The organism is Corynebacterium sp. HMSC074C01 (assembly GCF_001814605.1).
Lineage (GTDB): Bacteria > Actinomycetota > Actinomycetes > Mycobacteriales > Mycobacteriaceae > Corynebacterium.
In genome coordinates this window covers 36,363-60,800 of the sequence record NZ_KV817254.1, presented here as the reverse complement: position 1 = coordinate 60,800, position 24,438 = coordinate 36,363, and the positions used below count along the sequence as shown (strand labels likewise).

The following is a 24,438-nucleotide window of genomic DNA, read 5'->3' as shown; positions in this document are numbered from 1 at the left end:
TCGCTATACTTTTAGGCGTATGCAGTGAGCCGGCTATCACCGGGGAGCATTCCGGAAGAACGTGAGGCGCGTGAGTGCCGCATTATTAGAACCGGGCGGGTAAGGACCGTCATCTCCTTCACATCAACGAAGCGGGGCGCCTCGGCGCCCAAGCGGGGTGGTACCGCGAGCCGCAAGGCGCGTCCCCGCCACAGCGAACGAGTGAAGGAATTTTTAGATGAGTAATAACCCCGCGAACGTCGGCAGTGTTTATCCCAAAGTCGATATGACTGCTGGGTCTTCCCGTTTCCCCGATATGGAGCAGGAGGTCCAGAAGTACTGGAAGGCCGACGACACCTTTAAAGCCAGCCTCGAACAGACAGAGGGCTGCCCCGAGTACGTCTTTTATGATGGCCCTCCCTTTGCCAACGGCCTGCCGCACTATGGCCACCTGCTGACCGGTTACGTCAAGGACATCGTCCCGCGCTACCGCACCATGGCCGGCAACCACGTCCCGCGCGTCTTCGGCTGGGACACCCACGGCCTGCCAGCGGAGCTGGAGGCAGAAAAGCAGCTCGGCATCACGGATAAGGCCCAGATTGAGGAGATGGGCCTGGAGAAGTTCAACGAGTACTGCGCCAAGTCCGTCCTCGAATACACCGATGAGTGGGAAGAGTACGTTAACCGCCAGGCTCGCTGGGTGGACTTCGAGAACGGCTACAAGACCATGGACTTGAACTACATGGAGTCCGTGATGTGGGCGTTTAAGGAGCTCTATGACAAGGGCCTGATCTACCAGGGCTTTAGGGTTTTGCCGTACTCCTGGGCTGAGCACACCTCGCTGTCCAACCAGGAGACGCGCCTGGATGATTCCTACAAGATGCGCCAGGACCCAACCCTGACGGTCACCTTCCCGGTGGCGGGTGCTGTGAAAGGAAGCGCGGCGGAGAAGACGCTGGCGGATAACGCCGAGCTTGCCGACGCCTCCTTCCTCGCCTGGACCACCACCCCGTGGACCCTGCCGTCCAACTTGGCTTTGGCGGTCCACCCGGAGGTTGATTACGTCCTGTTCAAGGCCACCGAGGGCGACTTTGCTGGCCGCACCTTCATCATGGCCGAGGCGCTCACCGGCACCCTGGCCAAGGAGCTGGGTGAGGCGGAAGTCCTCAAGACGTTCAAGGGCGCTGAGCTGGAGGGCTTTAAGTACCAGCCCATCTTCGATTTCTTCCCGGATGTCGAGAACGCCTACCAACTGCTGCTGGCGGACTACGTCACCACTGAGGACGGTACTGGTGTGGTCCACCAGGCTCCGGCCTTCGGTGAGGACGATATGCTCACCTGCCAGAAGTATGGTGTGGGCCTGGTCATTCCGGTGGACGAGGACGGTAAGTTCACCTCGCAGGTGCCACCTTATGAGGGACAGTTGGTCTTCGATGCTAACAAGGCCATCATCAAGGACCTAAAGGAAGCTGGCCGCGTGGTGCGCCACGTGACCATCGAGCACTCCTACCCGCACTCCTGGCGCTCCGGGGAGCCGCTCATCTACATGGCGCTGCCGGCATGGTTCGTCAAGGTGACCGAGTTCCGTGACCGCATGGTGGAGCTCAACCACAATGAGATTGAGTGGCTGCCGGAGCACATCCGCGACGGCCAGTTCGGTAAGTGGCTGGAGGGCGCTCGCGATTGGAACATCTCCCGTACCCGCTACTGGGGCGCTCCGATCCCGGCGTGGATCTCCGATGATCCGGAGTACCCGCGCGTGGATGTCTACGGCTCCCTGGATGAGCTGGAGCGTGACTTCGGCGTGCGCCCCACCAGCCTGCACCGCCCGCACATCGATGAGCTGACCCGCCCGAACCCGGATGACCCGACGGGCAAGTCCATGATGCGCCGCGTACCAGACGTGTTGGACTGCTGGTTCGAGTCCGGTTCCATGCCGTTTGCGCAGAAGCACTACCCGTTCGAGAACAAGGAGTGGTTTGAGACCCACTCGCCGTCGGACTTCATCGTGGAGTACTCCGGTCAGACTCGCGGCTGGTTCTACGTCATGCATGCGCTGTCCACCGCGCTCTTTGACCGCCCAGCCTACAAAAAGGTTGTGGCCCACGGCATCGTTCTGGGCAATGACGGCTTGAAGATGTCCAAGTCCAAGGGCAATTACCCGAACGTCAACGAGGTCTTTGACCGTGATGGTTCGGATGCGATGCGCTGGTTCCTTATGTCCTCGCCGATCTTGCGCGGTGGCAACCTCATCGTCACCGAGCAGGGCATCCGTGAGGGCGTGCGCCAGGCTATCCTGCCGATCTGGAATGCCTACACCTTCCTGCAGCTCTACGCTTCCCAGGACGCGAAGTTCGATGTCAGCTCCACCAACGTGCTGGACCGCTACATCTTGGCCAAGACGCATGACTTAGTGAAGAACACGAATGATGCGCTGGCGAATACCGATATTGCCTCGGCGACCGAGGAGGTTCGTCTCTTCGCGGATGCCTTGACCAACTGGTACGTGCGCCGCTCCCGCGACCGTTTCTGGGAGGGCGAGGAGACCCACGCGGAGGCTTTCAACACCCTCTACACGGTGCTGGAGACTGTTTCCCGCGTGGTGGCTCCGCTGCTGCCGCACGTGGCTGAGGTCATCTACCGTGGCCTGACCGGTGAGCGCTCTGTGCACTTGGCCTCCTACCCGAAAGCTGAGGACTACCCGGCTGACGCGAACCTGGTAGCCGCCATGGACGCCACCCGCGCGGTGGCTTCGGCGGCGTCGTCTGTGCGCAAGTCCAATAAGCTGCGCAACCGCCTGCCGCTGCCGAAGCTGACCGTGGCGATGCCGGACTCGGCCCGTTTGGCTGACTTCAAGGACATCATCCGCGATGAGGTCAACGTGAAGGACGTTGAGCTTACCGATGACGTCGATGAGGTAGGCACCTTCGAGGTGGTCTGCAACGCCAAGGTGGCAGGCCCGCGCTTGGGCAAGGACGTGCAGCGCGCCATCAAGAGCCTGAAGGCGGGCAACTACGAGCGTGACGGCGCGGAGGTTATCGTCGACGGCGATATCCGCCTCACCGCGGATGAGTACACGGAGCGTCTTAAGGCTGCGAACCCGGAGTCCACGGCGCGCGTGGACGGCGTGGATGGCCTAGTGGTTCTGGATACCAACGTCACCGAAGAGCTCGAGGCTGAGGGCTGGGCGGCGGATGTCATCCGCGGCCTGCAGGATGCCCGCAAGGCCGAGGACTTCGTGGTCACCGACCGCATCACCGTGGTCCTGTCTGTCCCGGCGGAGAAGGAAGAGTGGGCCAACCGCCACCGCGAGCACATCGCGGCAGAGGTGCTCGCTGTCGACTTCACTGTGACGACTGAGGCCCTCGAGGCTAGTGCTGGCCAGAACGTCCACGACGTTCTGAAGGGCGTAACCGCCACGGTGGCCAAGGCCTAAGACCGCAACTGCTTAATCGCGGACAGAGAAAAGCTCCGCTTCCCGGACGTGGGAGGCGGAGCTTTTAGTGTCTGTGCACAGGTAGCGCAGGGCGGCCCAGGGGTGGGCGCCGCGACTGGTGGGGCGGTGCTAGCGGCGGGTGCCGGGCAGGTGCGCGCGCCAGGCAAGGATGACGTTGATGAGGCAGACCAGTGCCAAGAAGCTACCGATGCTGAACAACGCGGTGAAACCGATGTAGGGCGCGAGTGCGCTGAAGGCCATGGGGATGAAAAAGCCGGTGTAGGAAATGGAGTAGTACACGGCGGTCAGGCCGGCGAGCTCGCGCTCGCCCGCGATGCGCTGGACCTCAGACAAACCGGCGACGAGAGCTAGGCCGTATCCCGCACCCATCGTCGCGGCGGCGGCGATGCCGAGCGGCAGGGAGAGCGAGTGGGCGGCGAAGGCCCCGAGGATGGCGCCGACGGTGATGACGAACATGGCCAGTGCCGAAGCACGCGCAGACTGATGGGTATCCACGAGTCGGCCCACCATCTGGACGGCGACACCGCAGCCCAGCGTGATGACAGTCATCAGGCCGGAGAAAGCAATCGGGGCATCACCTGCTGAATCGGACAAGAGCTGTGGCAGGAGTGCATAGGCAGCTCCGGCGCAACCGAATACCCACGGGGCCACGGGGACGACGACGCGCAGGAAACGCTTGTGAGCAACGGCCGGGATATGCAGCATTTCCAGCATGTCGCGCACCCGAAGTTCCAAGACTGTGGTCTTGACATCGCCCCGGGTGGGCTGGCGGGTCTCCGGGGTATGCAGGATCCACACGGCGGTCAGCAATGTGAGCAGCATGTGGAGGATATAAGCCGTGTGCGTTGGCCACGGACCCCACTGGGCGAGTACCGAAGCGATACCTGCGCCGACGAGGAAGCCTGCAGTCAAGCACAAGGAAGCCTTGCGAGCGCCTGCCGCCGGGTCTCCGCCAGCACGCGTGATGAGCTCCGTAATCCAGGTTGAGCCCACGGCCATGACTAATCCCAAGGCCATGCCGCACAGGACACGCCCCAACGCAATGATGAGTGGCTCGTTAGGAGCGATGGATAGCAAGAAAGAGCCCGCCAATGACAGCGGTGCTGCGGGAAGCAGCAGGGGGCGGCGGCCAAGCAGATCAGACAGTGGGCCGCCAATCAACAGGGCGGGGATAATACCTACGACATATGCGGCCAAGAGCCCATTGACCGTAACCTGGGAAAAATTCGAGGTCTCGCGGTACATCACTAGCAGCGGGGTGAACTCGTTTCCGCCCCACGCCACGGCGATCATGGAACCGGCGACGGGGAACCACGCGCGCGTTGACAGTGAAGTTTCGGGGGAGTGGATGGGTGAGCCTGCGGAGACTGAGCTTTCAGTGCCTTCAGAGCTTTCAGCAATGGTGTTGGCTTCTGTACGGGCGTCGGATTGGGTAGCGGGCGCCTCGACAAGCGGGTTTGAATGCGCGGAGACAGTCACAGTTGCTTCCTTGAGGAGTTGAGGTGGGAGTGGAGTTCGGTGAGGTAGGAGTCGATGTCGCCGGTGCGAAGGGCGTCGGCAAGCACGGCGTGTTGAGCTACGAAGGCGCGTGCCTTTTCAACGCTGCGGCCAATGGCCGTGGCGGTAAATCGCTGTTGGCGCTCGCGCAGCGTGTGGCCGAGGTGCGCCAGCAGGCGGTTGCCGCCGTTGTCCATGATGGTCTGGTGAAACTTTGCGTCTAGTTGGGTGTAGGTGCCCAAATCAGAATTGTTGAGGGCTGCCCTTTGCTCATCGATGGTGGCATCGAGGACATCGGCAATGAGTTCACGTTCCTCGGTGGATAGCTCACAGATGTGTCGGGCAGAGTTTTCATCCACGAGGAGGCGGGCCTCGTAGACCTCTCGGATTTCGCGGGGGCTGATGGGCACGACCAACGCGCCGCGTTTGGGGTAGAGCTTTAAAAAGCCTTCCACCTCCAAGCGGAGGAAAGCCTCGCGCACCGGGGTTCGGCTCATCCCTAGCTCGGCGGCAAGGGCGGCTTCGGAGAGCATGTCCGAGTCATCGACCTCGTCATCGATGATGCGGCGCTTGAGGTGCTCATAGGCCCTTTCTGCGGCAGGTACCTTGTCTTTTTGCATGCATACATGATGCATGCATGCGGGGCTTGGTGTCTAGCGTCACGCGCCAATCGTGGGGCATAGATCACTCCTGCCGTGCATGAGAGCTAGTTCTCTTTGCCTGCCTAGGGCTTCCTTGTTGATGCGAATATATGTTTTAGACTTGTAGCTATGCAGCGCTGGGTTCTTCACATCGACATGGATGCATTTTTTGCGTCGGTGGAGCAGCTCACCCGCCCCACCCTCCGCGGCCGGCCGGTGCTGGTAGGAGGGACATCCGGCCGCGGAGTCGTTGCAGGTGCGTCCTATGAGGCGCGCGCTTATGGCGCGCATTCCGCCATGCCCATGTTTCGTGCGCAGCAGCTCGTGGGGTATCAAGCCGTGGTGGTGCAACCGCGCCGAGCAGTCTATTCGGCGGCCTCGCGCCGGGTATTTGGGATCATTGCGGAGCACGCTGGGGTCATCGAGCAGCTTTCCATCGATGAGGCCTTCATGGAACCGGCAGCACTCTTCGGAGCCACGCCCGCGGAGGTACGCGACTGGTCGGAGAACTTGCGCCGAGTGATTAGAGCGGAGACGGGCCTACCCAGCTCTATCGGTGCAGGTGCGGGAAAGCAGAGCGCGAAGATTGCGTCCGGAGAGGCGAAACCGGACGGCACTTTCGTTGTCCCGCACGAGCGTTTCGACGAGCTGATTCACCCGCTGCCGGTGGGCAAGCTCTGGGGTGCGGGGCCGGTCACCCAGCAGAAGCTCGCCGCGATTGGTGTGGAGACCATCGGCCAACTAGCGGCGATGAGCCGCAAGGAAGTCGAAATCTCACTCGGCAACGTGGTGGGTGTGCAGTTGTGGGAACTTGCCCAAGGAATTGATGAGCGCCCCGTTGCCCCGCGTGCGATTGCCAAACAAATCTCCACCGAGTTCACCTATCCCACCGACTTGCGCACGGCAGCGGAGGTGGATGCGGCGCTAATCCGCGCGGCGCATGGCGCTCATTCCCGTTTGCTCAAGGATGGGCGCGGCGCGCGCACAGTGACGGTGAAGCTGCGGATGGCGGACTTTCACATTGAGTCACGCTCAGCCACCTTGCCCTATGCCACCGATGATCTGAAGGTGCTCGAAGCCAAAGCACTGAGCTTGGCTCGCTACCCAGAAGAACTCGGTCCCATCAGGCTGGTGGGCGTGAGCTATTCAGGGTTGGAGGAGGCCCGCCAAGACGTGCTCTTCCCGGAACTAGACCGTGAGATCGTACGCAAAGCCCCGGACACGGACTATGAAACCGGGGTTAGTGATTATCTGCCGGGCAGCACGTCCGCCCCGGTCAAAGTCTCCTCCACGGCGGATGCCGAGGAATCGTCGAGCCGCAGGTGGCGCGCTACTCAGGACGTTTATCACCCCGATTTCGGCCACGGCTGGATTCAGGGCGCGGGCCACGGGGTGGTCAGCGTCCGCTTTGAAACCCGCGCTACGGGCCCGGGGTTTGTGCGCTCTTTTGCGGCTGAGGATGAAAACCTCCGTCCGGCCGATCCGCTGAACTCCTTGGCCTGGGAAGACATTCCGCCGGACGAAGACGCCGACCCTGAGGAGGCGGTGGAGGTCCCGCCACGCGAGGACAACTAGCCCGCAGTATAAGCCGTGGCGGAGGGGGCAGTGCTAAACATCTCTGCCACCGGCGTGCCGGTAGCGAGTGCCGCGGCGAGCATAATGCGGGCTTGCCCGGCGCGGAATCCGCCGGCGGCCACCGCGCCCATCTCTCCCAAGGTGGCGCCACCGCCAGCGCCGCCATAGGCCAGCTTGGTATTCCCGTAGGGGGTTCGGGTGCTGATCACCACGGGAATGCCCGCCTGCAGCGCGCGGGCCACCCCGGCACCCATTTCCGCGCCCATGTTTCCGGAGCCCATGGCCTCGATGATGAGGCCGCGGGTGTGGGGGAGGGAGGCGTCGACAAGCGTGGCACCGGCACCCGGGTAGGCTGCGATGATCTCAACCGGATGTCCGGCCATCGGCGCTAAGGGGAGGAGAGGTACGGCGGAGTCTCCCACCGGCAGTTCCTCGAAGCCGTTGAGCTGCGAAGTGTGCCACTTGCGCACGCCGCGACCAGGAATGGTCTTGCCGCCGAACTGCACCCACACGCCCGGCTTGCCGGAGCGCAGAAGCTCGTAGGCCTCGCGCAGGTTGCGTGGGCCTTCGCCGGACGGGTGGTCGAAGGCGCGCTGTGCGCCGGTGAGCACGATAGGGCCATCGCCCACGTCAAAAAGGGACAAGGCCAGCGCGGTCTCCTCCAAGGAATCCGTGCCATGCGTGATGAGCACACCGTCAATGTCCGGGCGGGCGAGCTGTTCGCGAACGCACAACAGGAGCTCATCGAGGTCGGCCAGCGTAATTGAGCTGGAATCTAGTGCGCGGAACTCCACTACTTCGATGTCGTGCGCGCCGGCGTCAGTGCCCAGAGAGGCGGCCAGCTGCTGACCGCTGACGGTGGGAACTAGGGAACCGTCACGGACCGTCGTACAAGCGATGGTGCCGCCGGTGGCGATGAGGGCAAACGTCATGCCAGCAGGCTACTACAGCCACGCACCTGCGCGGGAAACCCAGGGTGGCGTTCGTGGACGCTAAAGTAAAAGGGATAAACCACGATCCCCTACGTGAGGAGTATTTGTGAAATCCTTCAAGCTGAGCGCCGCCGTCCTGGCACTGGGCGCCGCGACTGCCCTGTCTGCGTGCTCATCCTCCGAGGATGCAGCGAGCGAGAACAGCTCCGCTGCTAAGCCTTCGGGCGAAACTTCCGCTTCGCAGGTGGTCTCCACCGAGATGCCCACTGTGGAGCAGCTCAACGAGATTCTGGCCAAGGCCGCGGACCCGAACCTTCCCCAGGAAGAGAAGGTGCAGCTGGTCCAGGGCAGTGAGACGGCGCCGGAGCTTTTCGACGTCATGTCGCAGTCCCAGGCCGAATCCGGTGCCACCTTCGAGGTTGTGGCCCCGGTCATCCCGGGCCTCGTGCCGGATTCCGCGCTGGCGACCGTCCACATCAATACCCCGGATGGCCAGCAGCAGACCGCCGACCAGGTGGAGTTCATCAACGAGGGTGGTACATGGAAGCTGTCTAAGACCTGGGCTTGTGTTTTGGTCACCAACATTGTCCCGCCGGAAGAGGTTCCGGAGATGTGCGCCGATTCCGTGCCGGAAGACGCAGCGGCGCCTGCCGACGCCCCCGATGAAGGCCAGGAAGCGCCTGCTGAGGAGGCCCCTGCCGACGCGCCTGCAGAGGGCGCTGAGGCTCCCGCTGAGGCCCCGGCTCAGTAAGTTCGGCCGAGAAACCTAAGCGCCCACCGCCCACTGGCTTTTCTGCCAGTCAGGTGGTGGGCGCTGTGTTGTCGGGAAACCGTGACGCGGCTTCCGCGTGCGGTGGCATAGGCGCCGAGCGCGGTGGCTAGTCGGTTGTGAACTCCATTTCGGTGGCGCTGGTCTGCACCACGCGGAGATCGGAGCCTTCCGCACCATAAGAAATGGCGGTGGTTACGGAGACATCGCCGGCGGTGGGAAGCGGCTTGGTCAGATCAACCGTGACCGAGCCCTCCGAGGTGGATGTGTGGTCCAAGACCTTGAGTTCTTTGCCCTGCAGTTCTTCAGGGGCATCGGCGCCGTCAAAGGACAGCGCGCCCAGGGAAGGCCGCTGCTCCACCTTGACGCTGAGGGTGGCGATATCCCCGTCCAGCTTGTCCAAGGTATAGGTCGTGGTTTGCAGCAGCGTGGATTCACCGGTGACGCGCGATTCCACCATCCACCGGGCACCAGGGCCGATTTCCTCATCAGGGAAGACGATGGGCAGGGAGGTCAGGCTGGTGATAGCGCGCTCGACTGTGCTGCGGGCCTGGTCGGTCGCTGCCTGCGGGGCCGCCAAACGCAGAGAATTCATCTGTCCGGTATCTGTACCACGCCACCCAAATTGGAAGCCTTCAGCGGATGTGACGTCCGTGCCATCAGCCTCAGGTTTGCCCACGGTGATGAAGGCGTTGCGGCTGGCTGGAAGTTGGCCTTCGACGTTCTCGGTGGCAGCTTCCACCGAAGCTTGCAGCGGAAGAGTGACCTTATCCTCGGCCGCCGGCGATGGGGCAGCGCTGCCATCCTTGCGCAGCTGCTGGTCGAAGCCCGTGGCGACCTTGTAGGTCAGCTCCTGGGAAGCATCGAGATCCTGATAAGCCAGAACGCGGCTGGCGCCCTCACCGGGCTCCAAGAGGGTGACGCGCGGGGCATCGAGGGCCAAGCCGACCGGTTCTTCGACTGGCTTGGCCGGCTGGGAATAGGAACAGCCGGCGAGCGCGCCGCTTACTCCCAGGACGGTGGCGGACAGGACTGCTAGAGCTCTCACACGAAACACGCATTCCAAATTACCGGATGAGCCTGTTTAGAATGGAACGGGTGAAAGCAAGGAGTTATATCGGAGTGATGGTTGCGGTGGTGCTCGGTGTGGCCGCCGTCGACCAAGCCGTGAAGGCGCTGATGCTGTCCATTCTCACCGAAGGTGAAGCCCTACCTGTGTTCGGTGACTGGTTCCGCTTCTACCTTTTGTTTAACCCTGGTGCGGCCTTCTCCATGGGAGGGGAGGGCGCGACGTGGTTGTTCACTACCATCCAGCTGGTTTTCGTTGTTGGAGTTGCCATCGCCGCTCCGCGTATCCACGACAAGTGGCAGGCCGTCGGGCTGGCAATGATCGCCGGCGGCGCCCTAGGCAACTTCATCGACCGCCTCGTGCGCGAACCGGGGTTTTGGTTCGGCCACGTCGTGGACTATATCTCCGTCGGCAGCTTCGCCGTGTTCAATATCGCGGACGCGGCAATCACCTGTGGTGTCGTGGTTTTCATCATCGCGATGTTCTGGTCAGAGATGAACGAGAAGTCGGAAGAACAGGAAGCAGGGGAGTGTAATGCGCGAAAGCCGTAGATTGCCGGTACCCGAGGGCCTCGATGGCATGCGCGTGGACGCTGCCTTGGCCAAGCTCCTGGGTATTTCCCGCGCCCGAGTGGCCCAGTTGTGCGCTGCGGGGGATGTGGAGATCGACGGCGTGGCAGTGGGTAAATCCGAACGCTTAAATGCCGGTGGCTGGATCGACGTCATGATGCCGGCGCCTGAGGAACCACTAATCCCCAAGGAGGAGCTGGTGGAGGGCATGGATGTCCTCTACGCGGACGAAGACGTCATCTGTGTGTGCAAGCCAGTGGGCGTGGCCGCGCACCCGACGTTGGGTTGGGATGGCCCTACCGTCATTGGCGGGCTGAGGGCGGCGGGCTATGCGCTTGCCGACGCCGGACCTACCGAACGCAAGGGCATTGTCCACCGCCTCGACGTAGGAACCTCCGGCGTCATGGTGGTGGCCGCCAGCGAGCGTGCCTACTCCCAACTCAAGAACGCCTTCCGTGAGCGCACCGTGCAGAAGACCTATCACGCCGTGGTCCAGGGCCTGCCGGATCCCATCGTGGGAACCATCGATGCACCCATTGGCCGCCATCCTTCGGCGGGCTGGAAATTTGGGGTCGTCGATGACGGCAAACCAGCAGTGACACATTACAAGCTGCTGGAGGCCTTCCGCGAGGCCAGCCTCCTCGAGGTTCATTTGGAGACCGGCCGCACCCACCAGATCCGCGTCCATATGTCCGCCACCGGGCATCCCTGTGTGGGTGATCCGATGTATGGATGTGACCCGAACCTGGCCAAACGCGTGGGGCTTAACCGTCAGTGGCTGCACGCGGTCGAGCTCGGATTTACCCACCCGGGTACTGGCAAGTGGTTTGAATGCCCTGCACCTTATCCCGAGGACCTGAAGCACGCCGTGGAGGTTTTGCGCGGATGAGCCCGCAGCGGAGCACCCGCCAGCGCATCTACCGGCGCCGCCGGGCCGCGGCACTGGTGCTGTTGGCCGCGCTGGCGCTAATGGTAGTTCTCGCTTTCGGTCTCCTTGGCACCCAACCCCGCACGGCGATGCAAGGAGACCAATTGGGGCCGGATGGCACCGAGACCGCCGCTGAATACCGCGAGCGCGCGGAGGCCTCACTAGCGCAGGCAGATAAGCCGGCCTATGCCTTGGTGGGCTTTCGGGAGCCGCTGAGTCCCCAGGACGTGAGCGACGCCCTGCAGCCCGCCGAGCGCATGGACGCCATCGTGATCGGATTGGCCGCCCCCATCGCAGTTCCCGAACCTGTCGCTGGCGCCACGCGCGCCGACGTCATCGATACCGTCCTGTCCCGCGTGGCCGACCATGCCCGTGACATAGGGGAGGAGGCACCAGCAGAGGTCGACGCAGTCGTGGTGTATTCCGGGGGGAGTCAGTTGCGCGCTCTCGCCACCGACCCGCGGGTCGATACCGTGGAGGTCGCTCCCGAGGATGCCGCATGGGGCTCCTTCGGTGTGCGCCCGTCCGCCAATGTTGGACAGAATGAGAACCGTTAGAACAGCTACCGCTAAAACAGCCAAGGAGAAGACATGCGCCTGTTTCCCAACACCTCCGAGTGGCCGCCGAACTACCGCTTTGCGTATCTGTTGATGTGGGCGGGCGCGTTCATCGCCTCCGGGGCCGCCATCGCGCAAGGGATCTGGGGAGCGGACAAGCTCACCTTCGGCATTCTCATCGTGGTGGCCATCTATTGCATCGCCATGGCCATCCTCATGCCGCGGTGGGCGCTCAACGCGCGCGAGGAATCTGCCCGGCGCGCTCAGGCTCGGGAGGCGCGCGAAGAGCTGAAGCGCCGCTAGTCCTTAAGCAGTGGGTGATGCGTCGGCGGGGTGGAGGCGGGCGCGGCGTCGAGAAGCGCGGCCCATGCGCACCAAGTCCGCCAGGTAGATGATGACCGCTACCCAGATGATGGCAAAGCCGATCCACCGCTCGGTGGACATGTGCTCTTGGGTGACGAACAATGCCCACAGCATCTGCATGATGGGGGTCATGTACTGCAGCATGCCGAGGGTAGACAGGCGCAGGTGCTTAGCGCCCTGGGCGAAACACAGCAGCGGGAGGGCGGTGACGAGGCCGGAGGTAATCAGCAGTGCGATGTGCCCGGGCCCTTCGGTAGTGAAGGTGGATTCGCCCTGTGCCTGCAGGTAGCCCAGGTAGATCAGCGCGAAGGGGAGCATGACCAAGGTTTCCGCGGCCACGGAGCCCATCGACGAGACCGTGATGCGTTTCTTGAGCAAGCCATAGATTCCGAAGCTGAATGCCAAGGCCAGCGAATAATAGGGGGCCTGGCCGGTCATGAAGGTCAGCCACAACACCGCGATGAAGGCGATGCTGACCGACGCCACCTGCGCCTTCGTCAGCTTTTCCTTGAGGAAGATGATTCCTAGGGCCACGGAGACAAGCGGGTTGATGAAATAACCAAGTGCGGCATCGGCCACGTGGTCGCTGTTGATGGCGATGACGTAGGTACCCCAGTTGATGGTGATGGCCACGCCGCAGGCGAGCATCCACCCCCAGGTGCGCAAGCTGAACGCTCGTAACTCGCGCCAGCCGCCGGTCACCAGGAGCATTGCGGTGACAAGAACCGCGGTCCACACGATGCGGTGGGCCAAGATCTCGAAAGGGCTGGCGGGGCGCAGCAGCGGGAAAAACGCCGGGAAGAAGCCCCACATGAGATAGGCAGCAATGGTGTAGAACATTTAAGAAAATGTACCTCAGCGAGGAGCTACGGGCGAAGTTTGACGTCCCCGCTAAGATGAGCCGCATGGCCAAAAACTCCTCCTTCGTCCACCTGCACAACCACACCGAATTCTCCATGCTGGACGGCATGGCCAAGGTGGATATGTTGGCTGATGAGGTGCTCCGCCAAGGCATGCCGGCGGTGGGCATGACCGACCACGGCAACATGTACGGTTCCAATGCCTTCTACCAAAGGATGACAAGCGCCGGGGTGAAACCCATCATCGGCATCGAGGCCTACCTGGCGCCTGAGTCGCGCTTCAACAAGAAGCGCGTGCTGTGGGGCACCCCGGACCAGAAGCGCGATGATGTCTCCGCCTCCGGTGCCTATCTGCACCAGACCATGCTGGCGGAAAATGAGACCGGCCTGCGCAACCTGTTCAAGCTTTCCTCCTTGGCGTCCTATGAGGGCCAGTTGGGTAAGTGGCCGCGCATGGACGCCGAGCTGATTGCCGAGCACGCCGAGGGCATCATCGCGACCACCGGTTGCCCTTCCGGCGACGTGCAGACCCGCCTGCGCTTGGGCCAGTTCAATGAGGCGCTGGAGGCTGCCGCGATGTGGCAGGACATCTACGGCAAGGACAACTTCTTCTTGGAGCTCATGGACCATGGGCTGGACATCGAGAAGCGCACGCGCGATGGCCTGCTGGAGATCGGCCGCAAGCTGGACCTGCCGCCGTTGGTGACCAATGATTGCCACTACGTGCTGGAATCCCAGGCCCCCTCCCACGAGGCCATGCTCTGCGTGCAGACCGGTAAGACCTTCATGGATCCGGACCGCTTCAAGTTCGACGGCACCGGCTACTACATCAAGTCCGCCGCGCAGATGCGTGAGCTGTGGGATCATATGGTGCCGGAGGCTTGCGATAACACCCTGTGGATTGCGGAGCGCGTGCAGGACTACGGCGCGATTTGGGAGGAGCACACCCACGACCGCATGCCGATTGCCGACGTCCCCGAGGGCTACACCCCAACCTCCTGGCTGACCCACGAGGTTATGGAGGGACTGAAGGATCGCTTCAACGGTGGGGATGTGCCGCAGGAATACATCGACCGTGCTGAATACGAGATCAGCGTCATCGATATGAAGGGCTACCCTTCCTACTTCCTCATCGTGGCCGAGCTCATCAAGCACGCGCGCTCCATTGGCATTCGTGTTGGTCCGGGCCGTGGTTCGGCGGCCGGTGCACTCGTGGCCTACGCGCTGACGATTACCAACATTGACCCCATCGAGCACGGTCTGCTCTTCGAGCGATTCCTGAACCCAGAGCGCCCCTCTGCACCGGATATCGATATCGACTTCGATGACCGCCGCCGTGGTGAAATGATTACCTATGCCGCCGAACGCTGGGGCGAGGACAAGGTTGCCCAGGTGATCACCTTCGGCACCGTGAAGACCAAGCAGGCCATTAAGGACTCCGCCAAGGTGCACTTTGGCCAGCCGGGCTTCCAGATGGCGGACCGCATCAACGGCGCCCTCCCGCCCGCCATCATGGCCAAGGACATCCCGCTCGCCGGCATCATGGACCCGGAGCACGAGCGCTACTCGGAGGCGACCGAGGTCCGGCAGATGATTGAGACTGACCCGGACGTCAAGAAGATCTACGAGACCGCCCGCGGCCTCGAGGGCGTGGTCCGTCAGGCCGGCGTGCATGCCTGCGCGGTGATTATGGCCTCGGTCCGGCTCATGGACCACATCCCGATGTGGAAGCGCCCAGCCGACGGCGCCTACATCACCGGCTGGGACTACCCGGCCTGTGAGGCCATCGGCCTGCTGAAGATGGACTTTTTGGGCCTGCGCAACCTCACCGTGATTGGTGACTGCCTGGAAAACATCAAGAAGAACCGCGGCGAGGAAGTCCACTTAGAAGACCTCCATGCCGACGACCCGAATGCCTCGAAGGTTTATGACCTGCTCTCGCGCGGCGATACGCTGGGCGTGTTCCAGCTCGACTCGGGCGGCATGCAGGAGCTGCTCAAGCGCATGAAGCCAACGGGCTTTAAGGACATCGTGGCGTCGCTGGCGCTCTACCGCCCGGGCCCGATGGGTGTGAACGCGCACTGGGATTATGCCGACCGCAAGAACGGCCGCAAGGAAATTACCCCAATTCACCCCGAGCTGGAGGAGCCGCTCAAGGAAATCCTGGATGAGACCTATGGCCTCATTGTGTACCAGGAGCAGATCATGCGTATCTCGCAGAAGGTGGCGAACTACACCGCCGGCGAGGCAGACGGCTTCCGCAAGGCCATGGGTAAGAAGAAGCCGGAAGTGCTGGCCCAGCAATATGACAAGTTCTGGGGCGGCATGAAGGATAACGGCTACTCCAAGGAAGCGATGGACGCTCTGTGGGGCACCATTGAGCCCTTCGCCTCCTACGCGTTCAACAAGTCCCACGCCGCCGGTTATGGTTTGGTGTCCTTCTGGACGGCCTACCTCAAGGCCTACTATGCGCCGGAATACATGGCCGCGCTGCTGACCTCGGTGGGTGACAAGAAGGACAAGTCCGCCATCTACCTGGCTGACTGCCGCCATCTGGGCATCCGCGTGCTCTCCCCAGATGTCAACGAGTCGGTGGAGACCTTCCAGGCCGTGGGCGAGGATATTCGTTTCGGCATGGGCGCTATCCGCAACGTTGGTGGGGAAGTGGTGGATTCCATCGTGAAGACCCGCCGCGAGAAAGGTGCTTTCACATCCTTCTCCGACTACCTGGACAAGATTGAGCTGGCGGCCTGTTCGAAGCGCGTCACCGAATCCCTCATCAAGGCCGGTGCCTTCGATTCCATGGAGCATCCGCGCAAGGGCCTCATGCTCATCCATGAAGACGCCGTCGATTCGGTCCAGACGACTAAGAAGGCGGCCGACAAGGGCCAATTCGATCTCTTCGCTGGCTTCGGCGGTGGCGATGAACAAGGTGACTCTGTCTCCGCCTTCGCCATCGATATCCCAGACGAGAACTGGGACCGCAAGCACGAGCTGGCTTTGGAAAGGGAGATGCTGGGCCTGTATGTGTCCGGCCACCCGCTCGATGGTTTTGAGGAAGCCCTGAACGCGCAGACCGATACACCGATTACGAAGATCCTCAACGGTGAGGTGGGCAACGGCCAAGAGTTGGTGATTGGCGGCATCATTTCGGGTGTTGACAGGCGCTTTTCCAAGCGCGATGGTTCGCCCTGGGCCATTGTGAGCATCGAGGACCACAACGGCGCGCAGGTAGATATCCTCGTGTTCAATCAGGTCTACTCCCTGGTGGCCCCGCAGATTGCAGAAGACAACATCATCCTGGCCAAGGTCCAGGTGAAGATCCGCGATGAGCGCATGTCCCTGTTCTGCTCCGATATTCGCGTTCCTGACTTGGGCCCTGGCAACGGTGCTGGCCTGCCACTGCGGCTGACTATGCGCACGGATCAGTGCACGATGGACAACATCGCACGGCTGAAGCAGGTCCTGGTCAACAACAAGGGCGAGTCGGACGTGTACCTAACGCTTGTCGACGGCGAAGAGTCCACCATGATGGTCCTTGGCGAGCACTTGCGTGTGGAGCGCTCCAGCAACCTCATGGGTGATCTCAAGGCGACGATGGGCGCCGGCATCCTGGGCTGAGACAGCATGCTTCGTTCGGGTGCTGAATAAAAGTACAGAATGAAGCGGGCTGCGCCTCGCCCGTGGGTTACGCTAGACAGCACAGTCTAGTTGAAAGGGAGACCGTTTCCTCATGGTCAATAAGATCCGCACCACCCACGTTGGCTCGCTGCCGCGCACGAAGGAGCTGCTGGAAGCTAACCTCGAGCGCTCCGCAGGCACCATCTCCGATGAGAAGTTCCACGAGATTCTGGAACGCTCGGTCGCAGACGTCGTCAAGCGCCAAGTCGATCTCGGCATCGACATCATCAACGAGGGCGAATACGGCCACATCACCTCCGGCGCCGTGGACTACGGCGCGTGGTGGAACTACTCCTTTACCCGCCTGGGTGGTCTGACCATGACGGACAAGGACCGCTGGGAAATCGGTGACAAGATTCGTTCCGAGCCAGGCAAGATTCGCCTTTCCTCGATGAAGGACCGCCGCGACCGCGCCCTGTTCGCCGAGGCCTATAACGATCCGGATTCGGGTATCTTTACCGGCCGCAAGAAGGTAGCCAACCCGGAGTTCACCGGCCCGGTTACCTACATCGGCCAGGAGCAGATCGAGGCGGACGTGAAACTGCTTGCCGACGCCCTTCCCGAAGGTACCGAAGGCTTCGTCGCCGCCCTGTCCCCGGGTGCTGCGGCACGTCTGCCTAATAAGTACTACGAGGATGAAACCGACCTTGTTCGTGCTTGCGGTGAGGCGCTCAAGGTGGAGTACAAGGCCATCACCGATGCCGGTCTGACCGTCCAGTTCGATGCTCCGGATCTGGCCGAAGCTTGGGACTCGGTGGTCCCGGAGCCGACGGTCGAGGATTTCCAGGCCTTCCTGCGCGAGCGTATTGAGATTCTCAACGAGTCCATCAAGGACATCCCGCGTGAGCAGACCCGCCTGCACATCTGCTGGGGCTCCTGGCATGGCCCGCACGTGACGGATATTCCTTTCGAGGACATCATTGAAGAGATCCTGCAGGCCAAGGTTGGTGGCTTCTCCTTCGAGGGGGCCTCGCCGCGTCATGCGCACGAGTGGCGCGTGTGGAAGGACCACAAGCTGCCGGAGGGCACTGTGATCTACCCGGGTGTGGTTTCGCACTCCACGAATGCTGTGGAGCATCCGCGCTTGGTGGCGGACCGCATCATCCAGTTTGCTGAATTGGTGGGCCCGGAAAACGTGATTGCATCGACGGACTGCGGCCTCGGCGGCCGTTTGCACCGCCAGATCGCGTGGGCCAAGCTGGAGTCCCTCGTGGAAGGTGCCCAGATTGCCACCGAGGAGCTGTTTTAAGTCTATCCAGCTTGGCTGCGATTGATTCCATCCAATAAAAAGGCGGCTGTGACGCAATGTCGCAGCCGCCTTTTTCGTGCAGTGAAAAGTGCTAGTTCACGGTGATACCGTGGCTTTTGAGGAAATCTCGTGGGCCGTCAAGGATAGAAGGGTTAGCCTTAGCGACAAGGACCAACGCGTTGACCCCAGCGGCTACCAAACCAAAAATTGTGGTCAGCCAGGCGACGACTTCCTTGGTTGTGTCACTCGGGCGGGCGGACTGCAACCACTCTGGCATCTTTTCCCAAGCAGCATTTTCCGCAGCTTTCTTTGCTTTTTCGGGGTCCGTCTCTGGAGATGTGCCTTTTTCTGGCGTGGTGTCCTCTTTTGCTTGGGAGGAGTGCGAGACATCGAGGTTACCTACGGACAGCGAGCTACCGTTGGAGTCTGCAGTTGAGTCGTTAGCTGCCGCAAGCGGAGTAGCTAAGGCCATGGTCGTGGCGCATACAGCGACGAGGGAGGCGGAAAGACGCATGATGAGATGTTCTCCTTAGTAAGGCGGTTATGAGAGCTGCATAAAAGGTCCGGCTCGTTACAAGCCCATCTAAATGTAGCAGCCCTCCCCTTAACGACAAAGGTTTTATAGGAACTTCTCTAGTTGCTCGCGCAGCGGTGCCGGGGCAAGGCTGAGAACTGTTTCGCGGACACCCGGGGCATTCAGCAGGCCTACCGCGGCAGCCACAGCGGCGATGACTCCGATGATAGAACCGAGGGCGATGATCGCGGTGGAGGAGTGGGAGCTCTGACTGCTCTTGTCTTCGTCGTCGTAGTCGCCAGCAGTATCCTCGTCGTCCTCGTCGGCATTGAGCAGGTCCTCAACATTGTAGACGGTGGTGGTTCCGGAGACCTCGTTGCCCACGATGAGCAGGTGCTCGCCGTTGGGGGAGTCTGCCTTGTCGACGAAGGCAAAGCCCTCCGGACCCAAGTCGCCGGCAGCAGCGAACTCATCAGTGGAGAAGTCGCGGTTGTTGACATAGGTGACGAAGGAAGCGTTGGAGGGGTCGGTGACGTCGTAGACGAAGATGCCGCCAACGCGCTCGGCGCCGATGAAGGCATATGTACGCTTCCCAACGGTGCCGATGGTCAGGGCCTCTGGCTCTGGGCCCTTGTTATCAGAGCGATCATCGAACGTTGCTTCTTCGTTGTCGGCGTTGTGGTGGAAGATACCCGGCTCGTTGAGCTCGGCGGTGATCTTTTCGAACTCGGCGCCGGAGTCGAAGACAACGTTGCCCTCCGCGTCGTAGATGCTGAAGGAGCGGGAGCCGTAGGCATAGAGCTCGTCGAAGCAGCCCTTCTCTTCGTTCCAGCCTGAGGCGTTGCTCAACTTCAGGTTGCCGGCTTCCTTCTTGTCGGCGAGCTTGTCCAGGTCGACGTCGCCCAGCGCGCCCTCGCACACCTGGCCATCCTCGACCACGTCCTTGAGCTCCACCTCATCGGTGTAGGCGCCGGAGCCGCCGTCCTTTTCCTTGATACCCCACTCGCGGGCATCACCCTCGTTCGCGGTGGCAAAGTAGGTCTGACCACCAGCGGTGAAGGCACCGATGGAATCTGGCATGGACAGGCCCTTGACCGGGATCGTGCGGAGCTCGGCCGCATCATCCTTGTTCGAGGGGTCCAGCGGGACCTGCGAGTGATCCGCAATGTGGGCAGGCAGGGTCTTCTCCACCGTGGCAGATTCAATATCGATGACACCGATGGCGTTGGCCTCCTGCAGTGTCACGAAGGCCTTGCCATCCTGGGAGGTGATGTACTCCGGCTCAAAGTCAATAGAAGGCTTGGAGTCATGGCCAGCGGGGCCGAAAACTCGTACGCCCTCCGGCAGAGGCTGGCCGTCGAAAGCCGTGAATCCAGCGATGCGGGCATCCGCCTGGGTTGGAGCCTCAACAGCCTTCGGCAGCTTGATAACGGAGACGGAGCCTTCCGGGTCCGTGACGTAGTCGGTGCCCTCGGCGTTGAGCTCATTGGAGGGCTCGCCTTCGTTAGCCACCAGCGCGTAGCCACCATCTGCGGTGAGGTGGACGTTATCCGGCAATGCGCCCACCATCACGCGGCCCAATTCGGCGGTATCCAGGTCCGTGGCCGCGGCGTTGAAGAACAGTGCTTCGCCGTCCTCGGTCTTGTCCGCCTGCTGGACGGCGGCCACGGCTAGGCCATCGGGGCGCACGACTACGGAGTTGATTTCCTTGCCCTCACCAGCAGAGATAGAGCCGATTAAGGTGGGCTTGGCCGGATCGGAAGCGTCGAGGACATCGATTTGACCAGCGTGCGCATTGACCGTAAGGATGCGCTTGGAGTTCGGGTGGAAGGCCACGATCTCCGCGGCCGACTCCGCGTATACACCGGACTCATAGGTGCCAACCGGGGTGAGCTTGAGGCTGGCGTCTGCCGCCGAGTGCTCGATGACGTTGTTCACAATCGCGGCCGAGGAGGCCGGTACGGCCACGCTGAGGCTGGTTGCGGTCGCCACGCAGAGCGCGAGAGAGCGGCGGGAGATAGAGCGAGACATTGAGAAAGACTCCTTGAAGCGAGACGAAAAAGATTCCGCATCACCGTACGTGCCGCCCATGACACCTTTGGGGAACAGAGCGTTGCGGCCAAGCGAGATCTAGGTAAACGTTCAGTGAATCGGTCGAATGCTAGGTAATGCGCGACGAAAGAATGGTGGGGCGCTAAAATGAGCCACCATGACAAGCACCCCGCAAGACTTCGAGCCAATCCACGCCTCTGATATCCAACTGGCCCAATCGCGAATTAGCTCGGAGATTGCCCCGACCCCGCTGCAATACTGCCCGCGACTGTCCCAGGAAACCGGCTATGAGGTGTACTTAAAGCGCGAGGATCTACAAGATGTGCGCTCCTACAAGATCCGCGGAGCCATCTATGGCATGTCAAACCTCAGCGAAGAGCAGCGGACGCAAGGTATCGTTACGGCGTCGGCGGGCAACCACGCCCAGGGCGTGGCTTATGCCTGCCGCACCATGGGAATCCACGGCAAGATCTACGTGCCGGAACCGACCCCGAAACAAAAACGCGACCGCATCCTGGTCCACGGCGGCGACCTCGTGGAACTCGTTGTCACCGGCGCCAATTTCGACGAGGCAGCAGCTGCTGCGCACGCGGATGCAGCGGAGCGCGGCGCCTTCTTCATCGAGCCTTTCGATTCGCGCGATACCGTTACCGGCCAAGGAACTGTGGCCGCCGAAATCGTCTCCCAGCTGTCTTCGATCGGTAAATCCCTCGATACCGTGGTGGTCCCCGTGGGCGGTGGCGGCCTCATCTCCGGCATCACCTCCTACCTCGCCGACATGGCCCCGCGTACGGCGGTGGTGGGCATTGAGCCGGCGGGGGCGGCGTCGCTAAGCGCAGCGTTCGCTGCTGGTGAGCCCGTGACCCTGGAGACCGTTGATCCCTTCGTCGATGGTGCTGCCGTCAAGCGCATCGGCGAGCTGCCCTTCCAGATTCTGGAAGCCAACCAGGGCCGCCTGCACCATGACACCGTCTCCGAAGGCGCCGTCTGCACGGAGCAGTTGGCGTTGTACCAAAACGAGGGCATTATCGCCGAGCCCGCCGGCGCGCTGAGCGTGACCGGCCTGCGCACGCTCAACCTGCAGCCGGGTTCAACGGTGGTCTGCGTGATTTCCGGCGGCAACAATGACGTGCTGCGCTACGCCGAAATCATGGAGCGCTCCCTGGTGCACCGTGGACTCAAGCACTACTTCCTGGTGAATTTCCCGCAGGAGCCCGGCCAGCTGCGCCACTTCCTGCAGGATGTTCTTGGCCCGGAAGATGACATTACGCTGTTCGAGTACCTCAAGCGCAATAACCGTGAGACCGGCGCTGCGCTGGTGGGCATCGAATTGGGTAGCGCCGCAGGTATAGACGGACTGCTGGAGCGCATGGAGAAGTCGAAGCTCAATTGCCAGCAACTTAAGCCAGGTACCCCCGAGTATGACTTCCTCGTCGCATAATGCTGGAGAGCTATCAGCGCCCCGTCGCCGGTGACATCGTTGAACACGAGATTGAGATCAAACGTTCGCGGTTTATCACCCTCATTGGCCGCGCCACGAATGAAGAGGAAGCACGCGCGCTTATCGACGCCGCCCGCGACCGCTTCCCCGACGCCCGCCACCACTGCTCGGCGTACATTTACCACGTCGATGGCTCGAATCCAGTGGAGCGATCGTCTGATGACGGCGAGCCTTCCGGCACGGCGGGCAAGCCAATGCTCGATGTTTTGAAGGGCTCCGGACTGCTCGATATTTGCGCGGTCGTGGTGCGCTACTTCGGCGGCATCAAGCTGGGCGCGGGCGGGCTCGTTCACGCCTACGGCGGTGCCGTCAGTGAGACCATGGAGCAAGTTGAGCACGTCACGCGCGCCTTGCGCGAGCTCTATACTGTCGAGGTTTCCCACGCGGAGGCCGGCCGGTTGGAGGCGGAGCTGCGCAACCGCGGTGTGGACATGGTGGATACCGACTACTGCCAGGCAGTGACCTTCACCGTGTCCGTTGAGCCCGGCGGCGAGGAGGAGCTCGCGGCGACGCTCGCCGCGCTGACCCAGGGTGGGGTAGAGCCAAAGGAAGCTGGAACTGCCTGGGTGGAGCTTTAAGGCCGCGGGATTCGGGCCATGTAGAATGAGCCCCATGACTATGCAGCGACGCCCCAACAACCCCATTGAGCAACGCAAGCAAGCCGTGCGTACCCATGCACGCAACGGAGCCATCTGCGTCGTGGGCGGCGTCGCCGGCGGTGTGCTCCTGGGCTGGGCACTTACCAGCTTCTGGACCTGGATGGCCATTGGCCTCATCGTCGCCGTGGTGGGTGGCGTGTACAACTGGGTCAAAATCCAGAAGATCGTGAACGAGAACCACAACCTGTAAAAGCTCATGGTGAATCAGCCCGACGGGCGGCCCGTACGTATTGATGCTTGGGTCTGGTCCGTGCGCATGTTCAAGACTCGCTCGGAGGCCGCCACCGCCGTGCGCGCCGGGCACGTCAAACTCAATGGCAACGCCACCAAGCCCGCGCAGCAGGTTGTGCCCGGCGACCGCGTGCGCGTGTGGCGCAACCACCACGAGCATGACCTTGAGGTGCTAGCCACCGTGTCCAAGCGCGTGGGCGCCCCGATTGCGCGCACCTGTTATATCGACCATGCCCCGCCGCCACCGCCGAAAGAGTTTATGCCCTCCGTTCCGGTCCGACCGCGCGGTGCTGGCCGCCCGACGAAGAAAGAACGCCGGCAGATGGAGAAATTCCGCGGTGGATTCCGCTAATTATTCCGGAAGTTCTTTAAGGCCTTCAAGCGCGCGTTCAAGCGGCGCTTGCGGTCTTTGCGGTCACCGGCCTCGGCCGTGGCCTCGATGTGCTGGGGGCCGAATTTGTTGAGCAGCAGGTCGTCGATAAGCCTGACCTGGCCTGGGCGGAAGCGGTAGTGCATGGCGTCGTGCACGTGGGCGATGGCGTCATCGTCGAGCAGCTGCTTGAGCTGGCTCAAGCGTGTGATGCCGTTGTTTTCGAGCAACTCGGCAAGGAAGCGATAATGCTCCGAGCGTGAACGCGGGAAGCGGTTGCCCAGAATAATGGCGAGGACGCCAGGGAGGGTCTCAGCTGTAATTTCTACGTCATCGCCTGCCTCAGAACTGGGGGCTTTGAGTGCGGCGATCTCATCGAATTGCTGGTCCGCCAGCTCAATGAGGCCCGCAGCCAGTGTGAAGAGGCGATCCACCTGTGGGGAAGGCGGGTTCGGGCCCTGCTTGTACCGGATATCGTGCTCAAATTCTGCCCAGGCGTGTTGTAGCACCGTGCGAATTTGAATCTCGAAGGTCCAGCCAACATAGGCTTCAAGTTCCTCCAGCGTGGCGGCGCTGTCCTCGGACACCGTCAGCACCAAATGGTGCGAGCCATACCCAAAACCACCAGAAATCCGTGTTTCCGCCGCCTTATCCACCGAGCGCAGCACGGCAAAGGTTTCTCCCAAAACCTCCAGGGCTTCCGGGATAACTGTGGAGTGGAAGACGGTGATTCGCACGCCCAAAACATCGTGGATATCTTCCCATGGCTTCGGGTACATCAGCTCGCCGTTGTCGCGGCGCTTCTTCGCTTTGGCCTTGAGAGAAGGCCACTGCTTGACGCGGGTTGCTACGCGGTCGAAGATAATGCCGGCGTCGTTAAGCAAGTCCTCGATGGCATCGCGGAAATCCTGCGCCGCGGTGGGGTGCGCGTGTACCCAGGAATGGTACTGGTTGCTCAGGCGGGACATGGATGATTCAGCCATCG

21 protein-coding genes are annotated in these 24,438 nt (G+C 61.9%); 13 read left to right on the top strand and 8 right to left on the bottom strand.

Annotated elements, in window-relative coordinates; all coding sequences use genetic code 11:
- Nucleotides 1-217: 217 nt before the first annotated feature.
- A complete protein-coding gene (gene ileS, locus HMPREF2978_RS01160; RefSeq protein WP_070743619.1) occupies nt 218-3,415 on the top strand; it encodes an isoleucine--tRNA ligase in 3,198 nt (1,065 codons plus the stop codon).
- Nucleotides 3,416-3,544: 129 nt separating this feature from the next.
- Here the strand turns inward: ileS and HMPREF2978_RS01155 are convergent, their stop codons facing one another.
- Nucleotides 3,545-4,729: an MFS transporter gene (locus tag HMPREF2978_RS01155; RefSeq protein ID WP_210398326.1), complete on the bottom strand. Its 1,185-nt coding sequence runs from the start codon at nt 4,727-4,729 to the stop codon at nt 3,545-3,547.
- 182 nt (nt 4,730-4,911) lie between these two features.
- Nucleotides 4,912-5,553, bottom strand: a complete 642-nt coding sequence (locus tag HMPREF2978_RS01150; protein WP_070526751.1) for a GntR family transcriptional regulator — start codon at nt 5,551-5,553, stop codon at nt 4,912-4,914.
- 150 nt (nt 5,554-5,703) lie between these two features.
- Here HMPREF2978_RS01150 and HMPREF2978_RS01145 point away from each other — a divergent pair, with 150 nt between their 5' ends.
- On the top strand, nt 5,704-7,149 hold the full coding sequence (locus tag HMPREF2978_RS01145; RefSeq protein ID WP_070743613.1) for a DNA polymerase IV: 1,446 nt from the start codon (nt 5,704-5,706) through the stop codon (nt 7,147-7,149).
- On the opposite strand, the gene HMPREF2978_RS01140 is transcribed toward HMPREF2978_RS01145, so the two are convergent.
- Entirely contained in the window at nt 7,146-8,081 is a 936-nt protein-coding gene (locus HMPREF2978_RS01140; RefSeq protein ID WP_070743610.1) for an asparaginase, read from the bottom strand. The genes HMPREF2978_RS01145 and HMPREF2978_RS01140 overlap by 4 nt on opposite strands.
- A 106-nt stretch (nt 8,082-8,187) precedes the next feature.
- On the opposite strand from HMPREF2978_RS01140, the gene HMPREF2978_RS01135 reads away from it, so the two are divergent.
- The gene (locus HMPREF2978_RS01135) at nt 8,188-8,832 is read left to right on the top strand and encodes a WKL family lipoprotein (protein WP_070743606.1); all 645 of its coding nucleotides are present in this window, start codon (nt 8,188-8,190) and stop codon (nt 8,830-8,832) included.
- Between the two features lie 127 nt (nt 8,833-8,959).
- Here HMPREF2978_RS01135 and HMPREF2978_RS01130 read toward each other — a convergent pair whose 3' ends face one another.
- Nucleotides 8,960-9,907 (bottom strand): hypothetical protein, encoded by a 948-nt coding sequence (locus HMPREF2978_RS01130; RefSeq protein ID WP_070743603.1) that lies wholly within the window; start codon nt 9,905-9,907, stop codon nt 8,960-8,962.
- A 32-nt stretch (nt 9,908-9,939) separates the two neighbouring features.
- Here HMPREF2978_RS01130 and lspA point away from each other — a divergent pair, with 32 nt between their 5' ends.
- Genes lspA through HMPREF2978_RS01110 form a run of 4 tightly spaced genes read left to right on the top strand, consistent with a single transcriptional unit; the run spans nt 9,940 to nt 12,276 of the window.
- On the top strand, nt 9,940-10,470 hold the full coding sequence (lspA, locus tag HMPREF2978_RS01125) for a signal peptidase II (protein WP_070743600.1): 531 nt from the start codon (nt 9,940-9,942) through the stop codon (nt 10,468-10,470).
- Nucleotides 10,454-11,377, top strand: coding sequence for an RluA family pseudouridine synthase (locus tag HMPREF2978_RS01120; RefSeq protein ID WP_070526770.1), 924 nt, complete (start codon nt 10,454-10,456; stop codon nt 11,375-11,377). The genes lspA and HMPREF2978_RS01120 overlap by 17 nt, the downstream gene beginning before the upstream one ends.
- The gene (locus tag HMPREF2978_RS01115) at nt 11,374-11,973 is read left to right on the top strand and encodes a hypothetical protein (RefSeq protein ID WP_070526773.1); all 600 of its coding nucleotides are present in this window, start codon (nt 11,374-11,376) and stop codon (nt 11,971-11,973) included. Before HMPREF2978_RS01120 ends, HMPREF2978_RS01115 begins: the two co-directional genes overlap by 4 nt.
- A 33-nt stretch (nt 11,974-12,006) precedes the next feature.
- Nucleotides 12,007-12,276: a permease gene (locus HMPREF2978_RS01110; RefSeq protein WP_070526777.1), complete on the top strand. Its 270-nt coding sequence runs from the start codon at nt 12,007-12,009 to the stop codon at nt 12,274-12,276.
- 3 nt (nt 12,277-12,279) lie between these two features.
- Here HMPREF2978_RS01110 and rarD read toward each other — a convergent pair whose 3' ends face one another.
- The gene (rarD, locus tag HMPREF2978_RS01105; protein WP_070526780.1) at nt 12,280-13,176 is read right to left on the bottom strand and encodes an EamA family transporter RarD; all 897 of its coding nucleotides are present in this window, start codon (nt 13,174-13,176) and stop codon (nt 12,280-12,282) included.
- Between the two features lie 65 nt (nt 13,177-13,241).
- On the opposite strand from rarD, the gene dnaE reads away from it, so the two are divergent.
- Together dnaE and HMPREF2978_RS01095 are read left to right on the top strand one after the other, a co-directional pair.
- Complete coding sequence (gene dnaE / locus HMPREF2978_RS01100) at nt 13,242-16,817, top strand: DNA polymerase III subunit alpha (RefSeq protein ID WP_070743684.1); 3,576 nt, start codon at nt 13,242-13,244, stop codon at nt 16,815-16,817.
- Between the two features lie 112 nt (nt 16,818-16,929).
- Nucleotides 16,930-18,126 (top strand): cobalamin-independent methionine synthase II family protein, encoded by a 1,197-nt coding sequence (locus tag HMPREF2978_RS01095; protein WP_070743597.1) that lies wholly within the window; start codon nt 16,930-16,932, stop codon nt 18,124-18,126.
- 91 nt (nt 18,127-18,217) lie between these two features.
- Here the strand turns inward: HMPREF2978_RS01095 and HMPREF2978_RS01090 are convergent, their stop codons facing one another.
- Nucleotides 18,218-18,640 (bottom strand): hypothetical protein, encoded by a 423-nt coding sequence (locus HMPREF2978_RS01090; RefSeq protein ID WP_070743593.1) that lies wholly within the window; start codon nt 18,638-18,640, stop codon nt 18,218-18,220.
- A 105-nt stretch (nt 18,641-18,745) separates the two neighbouring features.
- Nucleotides 18,746-20,671, bottom strand: coding sequence for a choice-of-anchor I family protein (locus HMPREF2978_RS01085; protein WP_070743679.1), 1,926 nt, complete (start codon nt 20,669-20,671; stop codon nt 18,746-18,748).
- Nucleotides 20,672-20,849: 178 nt separating this feature from the next.
- On the opposite strand from HMPREF2978_RS01085, the gene ilvA reads away from it, so the two are divergent.
- Genes ilvA through HMPREF2978_RS01065 form a run of 4 tightly spaced genes read left to right on the top strand, consistent with a single transcriptional unit; the run spans nt 20,850 to nt 23,435 of the window.
- Nucleotides 20,850-22,133 carry a threonine ammonia-lyase IlvA gene (gene ilvA / locus HMPREF2978_RS01080; RefSeq protein ID WP_070526789.1) on the top strand — a complete coding sequence of 428 codons (1,284 nt, stop codon included), beginning with the start codon at nt 20,850-20,852 and terminating at the stop codon, nt 22,131-22,133.
- The gene (locus HMPREF2978_RS01075) at nt 22,133-22,771 is read left to right on the top strand and encodes a YigZ family protein (RefSeq protein ID WP_070526791.1); all 639 of its coding nucleotides are present in this window, start codon (nt 22,133-22,135) and stop codon (nt 22,769-22,771) included. Before ilvA ends, HMPREF2978_RS01075 begins: the two co-directional genes overlap by 1 nt.
- Nucleotides 22,772-22,805: 34 nt before the next feature.
- A complete protein-coding gene (locus HMPREF2978_RS01070; protein ID WP_070526793.1) occupies nt 22,806-23,042 on the top strand; it encodes a hypothetical protein in 237 nt (78 codons plus the stop codon).
- A 6-nt stretch (nt 23,043-23,048) separates the two neighbouring features.
- Nucleotides 23,049-23,435 carry an RNA-binding S4 domain-containing protein gene (locus tag HMPREF2978_RS01065; RefSeq protein ID WP_010190494.1) on the top strand — a complete coding sequence of 129 codons (387 nt, stop codon included), beginning with the start codon at nt 23,049-23,051 and terminating at the stop codon, nt 23,433-23,435.
- Here HMPREF2978_RS01065 and HMPREF2978_RS01060 read toward each other — a convergent pair.
- Nucleotides 23,432-24,436, bottom strand: coding sequence for a GTP pyrophosphokinase (locus HMPREF2978_RS01060; protein ID WP_070743591.1), 1,005 nt, complete (start codon nt 24,434-24,436; stop codon nt 23,432-23,434). The genes HMPREF2978_RS01065 and HMPREF2978_RS01060 overlap by 4 nt on opposite strands.
- Nucleotides 24,437-24,438: the final 2 nt, after the last annotated feature.